We start from the raw sequence: 14,668 nt of genomic DNA, 5'->3' as shown, positions 1-14,668 counted from the left end.
AACTTAATCCGGCGCTCAGACGAATCCGGGATCGATCGGGCGCGGCGCCGCGAGCCAGGCCGGCACCGGCAGCCCGCGCTCGCGCAGGAAGGCCGGGTTGAACAGCTTCGAGGCGTAGCGGGTGCCGCCGTCGCACAGGATGGTCACGATGGTGTGGCCGGGCCCGAGCTGCCGGGCGAGCCGGATGGCGCCCGCCACGTTGATGCCGGAGGAGCCGCCGAGGCACAGACCCTCCTCGGCGAGGAGAGCGAAGACCAGGGGCAGCGCCTCCGCGTCCGGGATCTCGTAGGAGACGTCGGGGGTGAAGCCGTCGAGGTTGCGGGTGATGCGGCCCTGGCCGATGCCCTCGGTGATCGAGTTGCCCTCGGCCTTGAGGGTGCCCGTGGCGTAGTGGCGGTGGAGCGCCGAGCCCTGCGGGTCGGAGAGGCCGATCGTCACCCGCGGGTTGCGGGCGCGCAGCGCCTCGGCGGTGCCGGCGAGCGTGCCCCCGGTGCCGGCCGCGCAGATGAAGCCGTCCACCTCGCCGCCGGTCGCCTCCCAGATCTCCGGTCCGGTGGTCGCCACGTGGGCGGCCCGGTTCGCGGTGTTGTCGAACTGGTCGGCGAAGAAGGCGCCGGCCGGCTCGGTCGCGCTCAGCCGCTCGGCGAGGCGGCCGGCCACCTTCACGTAGTTGTTCGGGTTGGCGAAGGGGACGGCCGGTACCTCCACCAGGGTCGCGCCCGCGAGCCGCAGCGCGTCCTTCTTCTCCACCGACTGCGTCTCCGGGATGACGATGACGGTGCGGTAGCCCTTGGCGTTGCCGACCATCGCGAGCCCGATGCCGGTATTGCCCGCCGTGCCCTCCACGATGGTGCCGCCCGGCCGGATCAGCCCGGCGCGCTCGGCCGCCTCCACCATGAACAGGGCGGCCCGGTCCTTCACCGACTGGCCCGGATTCATGAATTCCGCCTTGCCGAGGATGCGGCACCCGGTTTCGGCCGAGGCGCGCTTCAGGAGAATGAGTGGCGTGTGGCCGATCGCGGCGAGGATGTCGGGCTGAAGCGGCATGGCGGGTTCCGCGGCGAAGGTCGTCCGTGATGCCGGTATTCCGCCGGGCGGGCAAGGCGCCGCCCGCCCGGACGGGCGCGGGGGAGAACCCCTCTCCCGAACGGGCGAGGGGAGGCCGACCTCCGATTGACGATCATCCCAAAGAATGTCAGCATTGCTGACATATTGGGGCTCCGTGCAGGATCGGCCGAACCGGACCGCCGGCGGCCCCGGGGGTGTGTGACGGAGGAAACCCAATGGGCCAGCGCCCGGTCGCCCCGACCCTCAGGTCTGTCAGCCTCGACGACAAGTACGACCTCTCGCGCGAACAGGTCTTCGTCACCGGCACGCAGGCGGTGATCCGGATGCTGCTGATGCAGCAGGCCCGCGACAAGGCCGCCGGGCTCGACACCGCGGGCTTCGTCTCCGGCTACCGCGGCTCGCCGATCGCCGGCCTCGACCAGAACCTGTTTCGCGCCCGCAAGGTCCTCGACCACGCCAACATCGTCTTCCAGCCGGGGCTCAACGAGGAGCTGGCCGCCACCGCGGTCTGGGGTTCGCAGCAGGCCGAGATGCGCGGCGAGGGCCGCCACGACGGCGTGTTCGGGCTCTGGTACGGCAAGGGGCCGGGCGTCGACCGCTCGGGCGACGTCTTCCGCCACGCCAACATGGCCGGCACCTCCCGGCACGGCGGCGTGCTGGCGCTGATGGGCGACGACCACACGGCGGAATCCTCCACCGTCGCCCATCAGTCCGAGTTCCACTTCGTCGACGTGATGATGCCGATCCTGAACCCGGCGGGCGTTCAGGAGATCCTCGATTACGGCCTCTACGGCTACGCCATGAGCCGCTATTGCGGCGCCTGGGTCGCCTTCAAGTGCGTGAAGGAGAACATCGAGTCGACCGCGAGCGTGGATGCGCGCCTCGACCGGGTGAAGATCCTCCGGCCCGACGACTTCCTGATGCCGCCGGGCGGCCTCAACATCCGCACGCCGGATAACATCCTGGAGCAGGAGGCCCGCCTCCAGGACTTCAAGCGCGACGCGATGATGGCCTTCGTGCGGGCCAACAACCTCAACCGCATCGTGCTCTCGGGCGGGCGCCGGCCGAAGATCGGCGTCATCACGGTGGGCAAGTCCTACCTCGACGTCCGGCAGGCCCTCGACGATCTCGGCCTCGACGAGGTCAAGGCCAGCGACATGGGCCTGCGCCTCTACAAGGTCGCCTGCCCCTGGCCGCTGTCGCGGCGCGAACTCGTGGCCTTCGCGGAGGGCCTCGACCTCATCATGGTGGTGGAGGAGAAGCGCTCCCTCATCGAGGTCCAGGTCCGCGAGGAGCTCTACGGCACCCCCAACCAGCCGATCTGCGTCGGCAAGCGGGACGAGGAGGGCCGCTGGCTGTTTCCCGTCAAGGGCGCGCTCGACCCTAACGACATCGCGGTGGCGCTGGGCGAGCGCCTTCTGCGCTACCACCGCAACGACGACCTCGCGGGCCGCGTCGCGGCGCTGCGCACCGCGCAGGAGCGGCTGGCGCAGACCGCCGACATCGCGACCCGCACGCCGCATTTCTGCGCCGGCTGCCCGCACAACACCTCGACCCGGGTGCCGGAGGGGTCCCGCGCCTATGCGGGCATCGGCTGCCACTACATGGTGCAGTGGATGGAGCGCGGCACCGACGGCTTCACCCAGATGGGCGGCGAGGGCGCGAACTGGATCGGCGAATCCGCCTTCTCGAAGCGCGGCCACGTCTTCCAGAACCTCGGCGACGGCACCTACAACCATTCGGGCTCGCTGGCCCTGCGCTGGGCGGTCGATACCGGCACCACCATCACCTACAAGATCCTGTTCAACGACGCGGTGGCGATGACCGGCGGCCAGCCCCACGAGGGCGGGCTCACCGTCGACCGCATCGCCGCCCAGGTGCGGGCGGAGGGCGTCGAGCGCATCGCGCTCGTCACCGACGAGCCCGACAAGTACCCGGCGGGTCTGCGCTGGCCGGACGGCCTCACCCTCCATCACCGCGACGACCTCGACGCGGTGCAGCGGGACCTCGCCGCCGTGCCGGGCGTCTCGGTGATGATCTATGACCAGACCTGCGCCTCCGAGAAGCGGCGGCGGCGCAAGCGCGACGCCTATCCCGATCCCGACAAGCGGGTGATCATCAACGATCTCGTCTGCGAGGGCTGCGGCGACTGCTCGGTGCAGTCGAACTGCGTCGCGGTGCAGCCGCTGGAGACCCCGTTCGGCCGCAAGCGCCGCATCGACCAGTCGAGCTGCAACAAGGACTTCTCCTGCCTCAACGGCTTCTGCCCGTCCTTCGTGACGGTGCACGGCGCCAAGCCCCGCACCGGCACGGCGGTGGCGCTCGATGAGGCGCCCGATGCGGGCCTGCCCGAGCCGGCGCTGCCGGCGATCGACGGCACCTACAACATCGTCGTCACGGGGGTCGGCGGCACCGGGGTCGTCACCGTGGGCGCGATCCTCGGCATGGCGGCCCATCTCGAGGGCAAGGGCCTCGGCATGATCGACATGGCCGGCCTCGCCCAGAAGGGCGGGGCGGTCTACAGCCACGTGCGGCTGGCCTGCCACCAGGACGACATCCACGCGATCCGCGTCACCGCGGGAGCCGCCGACCTGATCCTGGGCTGCGACCTCGTGGTGACGGGCACCCGCAAGGTGCTGGCGGCGGTCCGCCAGGGGCGCACCCACGTGGTCGTCAACACGGCCGAGGTGATGCCGGGCGACTTCACCCGCAAGCCCGACTTCTCGCTGCCGGCCGAACGCATCAAGCGGGCGATCCGCGAGGCGGCGGGCCTCGGCCACGCCGACCTCACGGACGCGACGGGTCTCGCGCTCGCGGCCCTCGGCAATGCGCTCGCGGCCAACATGTTCATGCTGGGCTACGCGTGGCAGCGCGGGCGCATCCCGCTCTCGCGCGAGGCGATCCTGCGGGCGATCGAGATGAACCGCGAGGCGGTGCCGATGAACCTCGCGGCCTTCGCCTGGGGCCGCCGGGCCGCGGCGGCCCCCGAGACGCTCTCCGTCCTCGCGGTCGCGGCGCCGGAGGAGCCCGAGACCCTCGACGCCATGATCGCCCGGCGCGTCGCCTTCCTGACCGCGTACCAGGACGCGGCCTACGCGGCCCGCTACGCCCAGACCGTGGAGGCGGTGCGGGCGCGCGAGGCCGCGGTGCATCCGGGGGCCCAGCCGCTCACCGAGGCGGTGGCGCGCTCGCTGTTCAAGCTCATGGCCTACAAGGACGAGTACGAGGTCGCCCGCCTCTACACCGACGGGCACTTCGAGGCGCAGGTCCGGTCCGCCTTCGAGGGCGAGACCCTGACCTACGAGTTCCATCTCGCGCCGCCGCTCCTCGCCCGCACCGACCCGCGCACCGGGCGCCCGCGCAAGATGCGCTTCGGCCCCTGGATGATGCGGGCCTTCCGGGTCCTGGCGCGGATGAAGCGGCTGCGCGGCACGGCCCTCGATCCGTTCGGCTACACCCACGAGCGCCGCGAGGAGCGCCGGCTCGTCGCCGCCTTCGAGGCCCTGGTCGCCGAGATCCTGCGCGACCTCTCGCCCCGCAACCACGCGCTGGCGGTGGGCCTCGCCGAACTGCCCCAGCGGATCAGGGGGTTCGGGCCGGTGAAGGCGAAGGCGCTGGCCACGGTCAAGGAGGAGGAGGCGGCGCTGCTCGCCCGCTTCCGCGCGCCGGAGGCGCCCCTCGCGACCGCCGCCGAGTAGGCCGCGACGTGCTGCCGTTTGGGGCGCGGGCGCTCCGGCGCTAGACTGAGGGGCGACCGCCGCACGCGGCCGCGTCCGTCGAAGCCGCGGAGGAGTGATGGAGTATGTCTGCGACGCCCCAGGCGGCACGACCTGGTTCCTGATCGAGACCGAGGCCGAGGCGATCCGGGAATCGGCGCTGATGGGCCACGCGGTCGAGAAGCACTACCGCCAGGCCAAGGCCCGCGCGAGCGCCGCCTACGTGCCGATGCCCGGCCCCTTCTTCGAGCAGGAGATCGGCCTCAAGGCGCATCTGCGCCGCACGATGCCCCGCTTCTTCACCCTGCGCGACGCGGAGGGCGGGGGCTTGGCCACCGCGATGGTGCCCTGGCCGGAGGATGCCTGCCCGATCATCGTGGGGCCCGGCAACCGCGACCCCTACATCGAGCAGGCCGCGGCGATCCGCACGCTCGCGGCCCATCTCGGCCGCGACCTCGACCGCGCGCGCTGCTATCCCTACGGGCGCTGACGGGCGCGTCAGACCGCCCGCCGCAGGAAGTCCCGGAACGGCCGGCGCACCGGGGGCGTGTCGTCGGGCGCCGGGTCGGGCGGCGGCGCGGGCGCCTCGGCGGGGGCCGAGAGCACCTCCGGGCGCACGATCCGGGGCGGCGCGAAGGCGGTCCCCTGTGCGAGCGGCAGATCGAGGTCGATCAGATCCGGCACGTCGCTCTCGCGGTCGACGCCCTCCGCCACCAGCCGCACGCCGTCCCGCGCGAGGGACGCGGCCAGATCCTCCACGGCGATGTCGGCGCCGGCCGCGCCCCGGCCGAGCAGCAGGTCGGCCCGCACCTTCGCGTAGGCGACGCCCTGGGCGGCGAGCGCGGGCGCATCGAAGCGCAGGTCGACGCTGCGGTCGAGGGCGAGCGTGATGCGCTCCCGCAGGGCCGCGAGGGCGCTCGTCTGCTCGGCATCGAGGGAGCGCCAGCTGCGCTGCGGCAGAAAAAGGATCAGGCGGCCGGCGAGTTCGGGGTGCAGCTCGATCAGCCGGCTCAGCGCCCGCAGGAACCCGGGTTCGAACAGCGAGGCGGGCGAGAGCGCGTAGGCCACCGCCGCGGTGCTGCCGCGGGCGGCGAGCTGCCGGCTGATCGCGGTCACCCGGGCCAGCATCAGCCGGTCGAGCTCCGTCGTCAGCCCGTGCCGCTCCAGGGCCGGCATGAACTCGGCCGGCGTCAGGCGCGTCTCGCCGAGGCTCAGCCGCGCCAGCGCCTCGTAGAAGGCCACCCGGCGCTGGGGCAGGCTCACGATCGGCTGGAGATGCACCTCCGGCCCGACCTCCGCCAGCGCATCGAGGATCGCCTGTTCGCGGCGCCGGGCGGTTTCCTCGGGCTCGCGCCGCCGGATATCGGCGGACGGGGCCGGCACCGCCGGCTCGGGCACGAACGGGCGCGGGACCACGCTCGCCCGCGGCAGGATCGCCGGGGCGGGGGGCGGTGCTGCCGGCGGGGGAGGGGGTTCGGGGGCCGGCGCGACGGCGGCCGGGACGGGAGGGACCACCGGCGCGGAGGCGGCCTGCGCCTTCAGGCGGGTCAGCTCGGTATCCTGCGCCGCCACCGCCACCGCGAGTTCCCGCACGATGCCGCCGAGGAGGCCGATCTCCGCCGTCACCTCGGCCACCTCCTCGGCGAGGCGGGGCGGGGCGTTCGCCGGGGCAGCCCCTGCGGGCGAGGCCGGGGCCGCGCCGCGCTCGACGGCCAGCAGGCGCCGCGACAGCAGGTCGATCTCCCCCGAGAGCTTCTCGCCTTGCGCCGCCAGCCGCCGCGCCCGTCGCAGCGCGACGCCCGCCGCGAGGCTCGCACCGATCGCCCAGGCCAGGGCGAGTCCCGCCACCACGCCGAGCGCCGGGGCCGCCAGGAACGCCACCACCAGGCACAGGCCGCCGCCGAGCAGCGCGGCGAGGCAGAGCGACACCCATCCCGCGGAAGGCCCATCGGCGCGCCGGCCGTTCGTGCGGGCCATGGCGGTTCTACTCCCGGAGCGAAAACTTGCGCCGGCGGGCGACGCTCCCTCGGCTGTTGTCGCTCAGGCGCCCGCGGCGACGCAAGCTGTCGCGTCGGTCCACCCCCGGCCTTTTCACCCAGTCGTCCGGGCGCCGCCCGCACCGGATGCGAGATCCTCGCCGCACCGGAGTATTGCCGCCGGCGGCATCGTGCCGACCGCGCGCGATACTGGATTTGGGTGCGGACTATGCGGAACGCCCCGGGGCCTTTCCGCTCGGTCTGTTGGTCCGCATCCTTGCGGCTGCCGAACCGGCCACCACTTCGGCGCATGATCCTTGAAGGGATGTTTGAAGGGATGCATGGAGCGACGCCGGGCGCCGATCACGGCCGCCCTTGCCGGCCGGGCGGCGGCGCCCGACATGCCGCGCACGGCCCGGGGCATCGGGGACCACGCCGATGCGGGCCGGCGAGGAGCGAGCGGACGATGGCACATCAGGGACAGGTTCCCGCCGGGGAGCGGATCGAGCTGCTGATGCAGGTCGAGGGCATGACCTGCCAGGGCTGCGTTCAGGCGGTGACCCGGGCGGTGCAGCGGCTCGATCCGAACGCCGCGGTCGCGGTCGACCTCGAACACGGCCGGGTGTCCGTCACCACCGACGCGCAGGCGCTCGACGTGGCGCAGGCCCTCGCCCGTGCCGGCTACGAGGCCCGCGCCGTCACGGGCTGAACGCCCCGCGGACCCGCCCGACACCGCCGCGTGCGCGGCCGCACACCCGCGGCGTCCTAAGGGATCCGCAACGGAGCGCCGCCCAGGCCGGCCGGGAGCGCCCTAACGATCGTTTAAGCCGCCTCTGCGAGGGTCGGGGCTCCGGAGTCGAGGGGCGCACGGGTCCTCGGGATTCCCTGCGCAGGCGTGGCGGTGTGCGTATCAACAATGCCTTTGCGGCCCTGATCGACGCCCGCCTCGCGGGTCTCGTGCACGACTCGGTCACCGAGGAGGAGCGGGCGCGTCACGAGCGGTTCCTGATCTCGCGGCTGGCCACCGGCGCCGTGACCATGGCGCTGCTGCCGCCCTACCTGGTCTGGCGCGGCGTGCCGTCCGGCCTCGAGGCGGCGGTGGCGGTCTGCCTCATCCTGCCGGTGGTGGCGGCTTTCCTTCTGTCCCGCACCGGGGGGCTCACGCTCGCCCACGCGATCTCGTCGGCGGCGCTCACGGGACTCGTGGTCTGCCTCGCCTACCTCACGGGCGGTGCCACCTCGGCGGCGATCATCTGGCTGGTGATGATCCCGGTCGAGGCCCTGATGGCCGGCACGCACCGGGCCGCGATCCTGGCGGCTTTCCTCGCGACGGCCGGCGCCGTGGCCGTCGCGCTGCTCGGGCCTGCGCCCGAGCCGGCGCAGCTCGCCTGGCCGGCGGGGCTCGCCATGCCGATCTTCGCCATCACGGCGATCTGCCACGTCCTCTCGCTCGCCATCGAGTACCGCCGCCGCGAGGGCTCGCTCAGCGACCGCCTGCGGGCGGCCTCCGCCCGCAACACGCTCCTGCTCGACGTGGTCGACGACCTCGTGACGTGGCACGACCGCAGCGGCGGCGTTCTGCAGGCGAGCGGCGGCTCCGTCCGGCTCGCGGGCGCCGCCCCTTCGGCGCTTCACGGGCGGGGCCTGCTCGCCCGCGTCCACGTCTCGGACCGTCCGGCCTTCCTCAAGGCGCTCAGCGATGCCGGCAGCCGCGACCTGCCGGTCACGGTGCAGTTCCGCCTCCACGTCGATGCCTGCGGGCCCGACCGGCCCTCCCGGGTGATCTGGGCCGAGATGCGCGCCCACCGCGTGCCGGCCGGCACGGGAGCGGCCGGGCAGGCGGCGGTCGTGGCGGTGACGCGCGACGTCTCCGAGCATCAGCGCCACGCCGAGGAACTCGACCATGCGCGGGCGCGGGCCGAGCGCGCCGACGAGATCAAGAGCCGCTTCCTCGCCGTCGTCAGCCACGAGTTGCGCACCCCGCTGAACGCCATCATCGGCTTCTCGGAGATGCTGTCGGCCGAGGCCAAGCTGACCCTGCCGCCGGAGCGCCAGCACGAATACGCGGCGATCATCCACGGCTCCGGCCGCCACCTGCTCGAGGTCGTGAACGCGCTGCTCGACCTGTCGAAGATCCAGAGCGGCAGCTTCGACCTCGCCCCCGAGCCGTTCGATCTCGGCACCCTCGTGCACGGCTGCTGCGACCTGATGCAGCTGAGGGCCGACCAGGGCGGGATCGAGATCGTGCGCGAGGTGCCCCGCGACCTGCCGGACCTGACCGCCGACCCGCGCGCCTGCCGCCAGATGCTGATCAACCTCCTGTCCAACGCCGTGAAGTTCACGCCCCGCGGCGGGCGCATCACCGTCTCGGCGCGGCGGGCGTTCGACCGCATCGAACTGTCGGTCGCCGATACCGGGATCGGCATCGCCGAGGCGGACCTGCCGCGGCTCGGCGATCCGTTCTTCCAGGCGGGGTCGGCGGCGACCTACGCGCGGATGCACGAGGGCACCGGGCTCGGCCTGTCGGTGGTGCGCGGCCTCGTGGGCCTGCACAACGGCGAGATGACGCTGGAGAGCGCGCCGGCCCGCGGCACCCGCGTCGCGCTCGCCCTGCCGATCGACGGCCGCCCGGGACACCGGCCGGGCGAGCCGGTGCCGATCCGGACCGCGCCGCTGCCCGAATCCGGCCTGCCGCTGCTGCGCGCCGGCTGATGCGCTCGCCCGAGGAGATCCCATGCCCGAGGCGCCCGCGCGGCCCAGCGACCCCGACCTGACGATCACGCCCGAGGCCCGGCCCGCGCCGCGCCCCCGGTCGGCGTCGAGTGCGCCCCGGCGCGCGCCGGCCCGCCGCGCGCCCGCCGCGGCGAGCGGCGTCGCGCGCCTGCAGGAGCGGGCGGCCCTGGTGCTGCGGCGGCCGGCCTGGGTGGTCGGCGGGATCGTCGGGCTCGCCGCCGTCTCGGCGGTGGCCGTCAACGCGCTGAACTCCCAGAAGGGCCGGCATCCGGCCCCGCTCTTCGCCAGGCAGGAGGCCGCCAAGGAGGCCACCAAGACCGCCGCGGCCCGGCCCGAGGCGTCCCCGGCCGAACCGCGGCAGGCCAGGGCAGCCAAACCGACCGACAAGGCGGCCGAGGCCCCGCGCGACGCCATCGCCGAGGTGATCCGGGGCGAGACCCCGCCGGGTGCCCAGACCACCGCGTCGCTGTCGCCGCGCGAGCCGGCCCGCGCCGCGGCCCAGAAGGCGCTCGCCGTCGTGCCGCCCTCGCGGCCGAAATCCCTGCCCGCGGCGGCCCCGGCCGCCGAAGCGGCCCATCCGGCCAAACCCGCCGCGCCGGCCCGTACCGGCGACCCGCAGATCGCCTTCGCCCAGCGGGCGCTGGTGAAGCTCGGCTACGGCCCCCTCGCCGTCGATGGGCTCCTCGGGCCGACGACCCGGGCGGCGCTGGCGCGCTTCGAGCGCGAGCGCAGCCTGCCCGGCCCGGCCCAGGTGCCGGTCCGGACCCTGAAGGAACTCGCCAGCCGCTCGGGGCTGAAGCCGGAGCGGTGAGGGCCGGGTATCTCGCCCATTCGGCCATGATCGGCCCATGGATCGGTACGATCCGATCGCCGTAGGCCGCCTCGAACGCATCGCGTGCGGCGAGTTGCCGTGCGGCCTGGCCCGGCTCGGTGCGCCGCCGCCGCTCCCAACCGCGCCGCTTCTCGAACAGGGTCATCGCGCTGATGCGCCGATCGGCTTCCGCGATCGCGGCTGCCACGCCCGGACACGCGCGTTGCCGTCGTCCCGCAACGCGCGCAGGACGTTCCCGTCGAGCAGAAAGACCGTCACGGCATCAGCCGCGGCGTCACCGGCTCATCGGGATCGCCCGCGTCGTCCCGGACGCCGGCTTGCGCCTAAGCAGATTTCGCAAAAGTGGTCGCCGGTTTTGCGATAAAAATCTGCGAAGAAACAAGAACCTAAGCGGACGAAGCGTTGGCTTGCCAACGCAAGTCTGCTTAGTCGGCCAGGGCGCGCTTGAAGCTCCGGGCCGGGTGGGGCCGGCCCGGCTTCGGGTAGGGGATCGCGTAGGCGATCGCCGCCTCCACCTGCGCCCGCGCTCCCGCGCAGCCTCACCGCTCCCGGGCGGCGAGCACCGCCTCGCTGCGGATCTCCTCGGTCAGGCGGGCCTTGAGCTGCGAGAAATCGGGGCTGGTCTTCACCGTGTAGTGGCGCGGATGGGCGAGATCGACCGGGACCTCGGCCTTGATGCGCCCGGGCCGCGCCGTCATCACCACCACCCGCGAGGCCATGAACACCGCCTCCTCGATGTCGTGGGTGACGAAGATCACGGTCTTGCGCTCGCGCTCCCAGATGCCGAGCAGCAGTTCCTGCATCAGGCCGCGGGTCTGGTTGTCGAGGGCGCCGAAGGGCTCGTCGAGGAGCAGGATCGCCGGGTCGTTGGCGAGCGCGCGGGCGATCGCGGTGCGCTGCTGCATGCCGCCCGAGAGCTGCTTGGGATAATGCCCCTCGAAGCCGGAAAGCCCCACCGTGTCGATGTAGGCGGCGACGATCTCGCGGCGCCGGGCCGCGGGCACGCCGCGCTCGCGCAGGCCGAAGGCGATGTTCTCCGCCACCGTGAGCCACGGAAACAGGGTGTAGGACTGAAACACCATGCCCCGGTCGGGGCCCGCGCGGCGCACCTCGCGCCCGTCCACCAGCACCCGGCCGCGCGTCGGGCTGTCGAGCCCCGCCACGATGCGCAGCAGCGTGGACTTGCCGCAGCCGGACGGCCCCAGGATGGTGATGAAGTCGTTCTGCGCCACCGCGAGGTCGGTGGGCGCCAGCGCCTGCACCGGCCCGCGCTGGCCGACGCCGGGAAACTCCCGCGCGACGCCCTCGATCGAGACCGCGGCGGCGCTCACGCGAGCTTCCAGCGAAACAGCATCCGATTCGCCCCCTTGAACAGGAAGTCCGAGACGAGGCCGATCAGCCCGATGACGATGATGCCGAAGATGATCTGTCCGGTGGCGAGCAGCGCCTGGCTCTCGATGATCATGTGGCCGATGCCGGACGAGGAGCCGATCAACTCGGCCACGATGACGTAGGTCCAGGCCCAGCCGAGCACGAGGCGCAGGATCTCGGCGATGTCGGGGGCGGTGGCGGGGATCAGGACCCGGCGGATGATGCCCGCATCGCTGGCACCGAGCGTGTAGGCCGCCTCGACGAGGTCGCGCCGCACCTGCCCCACCGCCACCGCCACCATCAGGATGATCTGGAACACCGAGCCGATGAAGATCACGAGCAGCTTCTGCGTCTCGCCGATGCCCGCCCACAGGATCAGCAGCGGCACGAAGGCCGAGGCCGGCAGGTAGCGGGCGAAGGACACGAAGGGCTCGAAGAACGCCTCGACCGGCTTGTAGGCCCCCATGACGATGCCGAGCGGCACCGCCACCGCGGCGGCCAGGAGGAAGCCGCCCATCACCCGCCAGACCGTCATGCCGATGTCGTGAAGGAAGTCGAACCGCGTCAGCAGCAGCCAGCCGTCCTGCAGCATGGCGAGCGGGCTGGCCAGGAAGGTCGCGGGCACGAAGCCGCCGAAGGTCGCGACGCTCCAGGCCAGGACGAACAGGACGAAGAAGCCGATGCCAAGGACGATGCGGGCGCCTTGCCCGACCGGCTGGAGCGGGCGCACGGGCTACTGCACGTAGCGGCTGTCGAACAGGCTGTCGATCTCCGGCTTCTGCTTGATCACCCCGATCTCGAGCAGCAGGTCGGCCGCCTCGGCCGAGAACTTCTGGATCTCGCCGGAGAAGAACGCCTTGTTGGCGGCGCGGTCCTGCCAGCGCAGGAACTTGGCGGAGTTGCCGAACGCCTCGCCCGTCTGCTTGACGTCGGCACCCATGATCTCGAAGGACTTGGCCTGGTCCTTGGCGATGAGGTCGAGAGCCTCGAAGTAGCTGTCGGCCAGGGCCTTGCCGGCCTTCGGGTTCTGGGCCAGGAACTCGGGCGTGCAGCCGAACGTGTCCATGATCATCGGGTAGTCGAGGGTGGTGGCGATGATCTTGCCGGCCTGGGGCGCGGCGCGGACCGAGGAGAGGTAGGGCTCGTAGGTCATCGCGGCGTCGTTCTGGCCGGCGATGAAGGCCTGCGCGGCGGGGCCGGGTTCGAGGTTGACGACCTTCACGTCCTTGAGCGAGAGGCCGTTCTGCTTGAGCATCCAGGCCAGCGTGAAATAGGGCGCGGTGCCCGGCACCGAGGCCGCGACGGTCTTGCCCTTGAGATCCTTGATCGCCGCCACGTCGTTGCGCACGGCCATGCCGTCGGCGCCGTAGGACTTGTCGAGCTGGAAGATCTGCTTCGTCGGCACGCCGTTGGCGTTCCACACCACCCAGGTCTCCACCGTGGTGGCGGCGCATTGCACGTCGCCCGAGCGGATCGCGAGGTGGCGGCTCGCCTGCGGGATCTTCTTGATGGTGACGTCGAGGCCGTTCTTCTGGAAGATTCCGGCCTCACGCGCCAGGGTCAGCGGCGCGAAGCCGGTCCAGCCGCTCATGCCGATGGTGAGCTTGGTCTCCTGCGCCGCAGCCCCCTGCACGAAGCCCGTCGCTGCCAGCGCCGTGGCGAGGCACACACCGATCGCAGCCGCTCTCATCACGCGTCCCCGCCCCTGTTCCGGATCGCCCTTTCGTAGCGGCGGCGGGCGATGTTGTATAGACATATTGGCGGGCAGGCTGCCCGTCTCTGAGGCAGTCTCAGCCCAGCGGCATCTCCAGCACGAACCGCGCGCCCGGGTTGTTCGCCTCCGCGAAGAGCCGCCCGTCGAGCTGGCGGGTGAGGTTGTTGATGATCTTGAGCCCGAGGCTGCGCTGGCGGGCATGGACGTCGAAGTCCGGCGGCAGGCCGATGCCCTCGTCCGAGACGTCGACGCGCAGGCGGTCGCCGCGCACCGCCACGGCGACCCGCACCGGGCCGGTGCCCGCCGGGTAGGCGTACTTCACCGCGTTGGTGACGAGTTCGTTCACCATGAGGCCGATCGGGATCGCCTGATCGGCCGCGATCACCCGGGCATCCGCCTCGCAGTGCAGGGCGTGCCCGGGGGCGGCCTCCTGCAGCTTGCTCACGAGTTCGCGCACGAAATCCGAGACCTCGACGGTGCTGACGTGCAGCCCGCGCCAGAGATGATCGTGGACCTGCGCCACGGTGGCGATGCGCGCGCCCGCATCCTCCAGGGCGTAGCGCACCTCGTGGGAATGGGCGTCGCGGGACTGGAGGCGCAGGAGGCCCGCCACCACCCCGAGGCTGTTCTTCACCCGGTGGCTCATCTCGCGGGCGAGCAGCGCCTGATGGTCGAGCGCGTCCCGCAGGCGCTGCTCGCCGAACTGGCGCTCGACCGCAAGGCCGATCAGCGCCGCCATGCCGGCGAGGAAATCCTGGTCGGCCCGGTCGAAGCCGGGATCGGTGCGCCCGCAGACCTCCAGCACCCCGTAGGCCCGGCGGCCCTCCTCGCCGAGCACGATCGGCACGTTGACCGCGTGGCGGATGCCGGCCTGCGCGAAGGGATCGGGCAGGCGGAAGCGGGGCGAATCGGACAGCATGTTGGCCAGCACGCCCGCCCCGGTGCGGAAGGCGTAGGCGGCCGGTGCCGCCTCGTCGCCGGCCGGGTAGGCGCTGCCCACCGTGCCCTCGGGCCAGCCGGCGGCGGCGCGGACCAGGAAGCTGTGCTCCTGCGGGCGGTATTCGAGGATCTGGCTGCACGGGGCGCCGAGGCCCTCGGCGCAGACCTCGGCCGCGCGCTGGAGCAGGCCGTCGAGGTCGCGGCTCTGCAGCGCCAGACGGGCGAACGCCCCGAGCAGCCCCTGCTGCCGGAGGCGATAGGGCAGTTCCGCCCGCCCGGCCTCCGCCGGGTCCCGGTTCGGCACCTCGCTCGACATCGT

General features: G+C 72.8%; 11 protein-coding genes. 5 read left to right on the top strand and 6 right to left on the bottom strand.

What is annotated here, in order from left to right; translation table 11 throughout:
- Positions 1–15: 15 nt before the first annotated feature.
- Entirely contained in the window at positions 16–1,047 is a 1,032-nt protein-coding gene (locus MFF61_RS15750) for a cysteine synthase A (protein WP_238236014.1), read from the bottom strand.
- A gap of 236 nt (positions 1,048–1,283) precedes the next feature.
- Here MFF61_RS15750 and MFF61_RS15745 point away from each other — a divergent pair, with 236 nt between their 5' ends.
- Complete coding sequence (locus tag MFF61_RS15745) at positions 1,284–4,766, top strand: indolepyruvate ferredoxin oxidoreductase family protein (RefSeq protein WP_238236013.1); 3,483 nt, start codon at positions 1,284–1,286, stop codon at positions 4,764–4,766.
- A 97-nt stretch (positions 4,767–4,863) separates the two neighbouring features.
- Complete coding sequence (locus MFF61_RS15740) at positions 4,864–5,274, top strand: hypothetical protein (RefSeq protein WP_238236012.1); 411 nt, start codon at positions 4,864–4,866, stop codon at positions 5,272–5,274.
- Positions 5,275–5,282: 8 nt separating this feature from the next.
- Here MFF61_RS15740 and MFF61_RS15735 read toward each other — a convergent pair whose 3' ends face one another.
- A complete protein-coding gene (locus MFF61_RS15735; RefSeq protein ID WP_238236011.1) occupies positions 5,283–6,761 on the bottom strand; it encodes an EAL domain-containing protein in 1,479 nt (492 codons plus the stop codon).
- A gap of 465 nt (positions 6,762–7,226) precedes the next feature.
- Here MFF61_RS15735 and MFF61_RS15730 point away from each other — a divergent pair, with 465 nt between their 5' ends.
- From MFF61_RS15730 to MFF61_RS15720, 3 genes are all read left to right on the top strand, one after another.
- Complete coding sequence (locus MFF61_RS15730) at positions 7,227–7,469, top strand: heavy-metal-associated domain-containing protein (RefSeq protein WP_238236010.1); 243 nt, start codon at positions 7,227–7,229, stop codon at positions 7,467–7,469.
- Between the two features lie 194 nt (positions 7,470–7,663).
- Positions 7,664–9,472: a sensor histidine kinase gene (locus tag MFF61_RS15725; RefSeq protein ID WP_238236009.1), complete on the top strand. Its 1,809-nt coding sequence runs from the start codon at positions 7,664–7,666 to the stop codon at positions 9,470–9,472.
- 22 nt (positions 9,473–9,494) lie between these two features.
- Entirely contained in the window at positions 9,495–10,304 is an 810-nt protein-coding gene (locus MFF61_RS15720; RefSeq protein ID WP_238236008.1) for a peptidoglycan-binding domain-containing protein, read from the top strand.
- A gap of 560 nt (positions 10,305–10,864) precedes the next feature.
- On the opposite strand, the gene MFF61_RS15715 is transcribed toward MFF61_RS15720, so the two are convergent.
- The 4 genes from MFF61_RS15715 to MFF61_RS15700 all read right to left on the bottom strand — a co-directional run bounded on the left by MFF61_RS15715 (position 10,865) and on the right by MFF61_RS15700 (position 14,665).
- Positions 10,865–11,656 (bottom strand): ABC transporter ATP-binding protein, encoded by a 792-nt coding sequence (locus tag MFF61_RS15715; protein WP_238236007.1) that lies wholly within the window; start codon positions 11,654–11,656, stop codon positions 10,865–10,867.
- A complete protein-coding gene (locus tag MFF61_RS15710; protein WP_238236006.1) occupies positions 11,653–12,426 on the bottom strand; it encodes an ABC transporter permease in 774 nt (257 codons plus the stop codon). The genes MFF61_RS15715 and MFF61_RS15710 overlap by 4 nt, the downstream gene beginning before the upstream one ends.
- 3 nt (positions 12,427–12,429) lie before the next feature.
- Positions 12,430–13,386 (bottom strand): ABC transporter substrate-binding protein, encoded by a 957-nt coding sequence (locus MFF61_RS15705; RefSeq protein WP_238236005.1) that lies wholly within the window; start codon positions 13,384–13,386, stop codon positions 12,430–12,432.
- Between the two features lie 100 nt (positions 13,387–13,486).
- Positions 13,487–14,665, bottom strand: coding sequence for a sensor histidine kinase (locus MFF61_RS15700; RefSeq protein WP_238236004.1), 1,179 nt, complete (start codon positions 14,663–14,665; stop codon positions 13,487–13,489).
- Between the last annotated feature and the right edge of the window lie 3 nt (positions 14,666–14,668).

The sequence above is a fragment of the Methylobacterium isbiliense genome, from assembly GCF_022179325.1.
In the GTDB taxonomy this organism is placed as follows: Bacteria; Pseudomonadota; Alphaproteobacteria; order Rhizobiales; family Beijerinckiaceae; genus Methylobacterium; species Methylobacterium isbiliense.
This window is presented reverse-complemented; position numbering and strand designations above follow the sequence as displayed.

Bases quoted from the DNA above. Each gene is read 5' to 3' on its own strand.
- MFF61_RS15750 (WP_238236014.1), bottom strand. From the start codon at position 1,047: ATGCCGCTTCAGCCCGACATCCTCGCCGCGATCGGCCACACGCCACTC.
- MFF61_RS15705 (WP_238236005.1), bottom strand. From the start codon at position 13,386: ATGAGAGCGGCTGCGATCGGTGTGTGCCTCGCCACGGCGCTGGCAGCG.
- MFF61_RS15740 (WP_238236012.1), top strand. From the start codon at position 4,864: ATGGAGTATGTCTGCGACGCCCCAGGCGGCACGACCTGGTTCCTGATC.
- MFF61_RS15735 (WP_238236011.1), bottom strand. From the start codon at position 6,761: ATGGCCCGCACGAACGGCCGGCGCGCCGATGGGCCTTCCGCGGGATGG.
- MFF61_RS15745 (WP_238236013.1), top strand. From the start codon at position 1,284: ATGGGCCAGCGCCCGGTCGCCCCGACCCTCAGGTCTGTCAGCCTCGAC.
- MFF61_RS15730 (WP_238236010.1), top strand. From the start codon at position 7,227: ATGGCACATCAGGGACAGGTTCCCGCCGGGGAGCGGATCGAGCTGCTG.
- MFF61_RS15720 (WP_238236008.1), top strand. From the start codon at position 9,495: ATGCCCGAGGCGCCCGCGCGGCCCAGCGACCCCGACCTGACGATCACG.
- MFF61_RS15700 (WP_238236004.1), bottom strand. From the start codon at position 14,665: ATGTCGAGCGAGGTGCCGAACCGGGACCCGGCGGAGGCCGGGCGGGCG.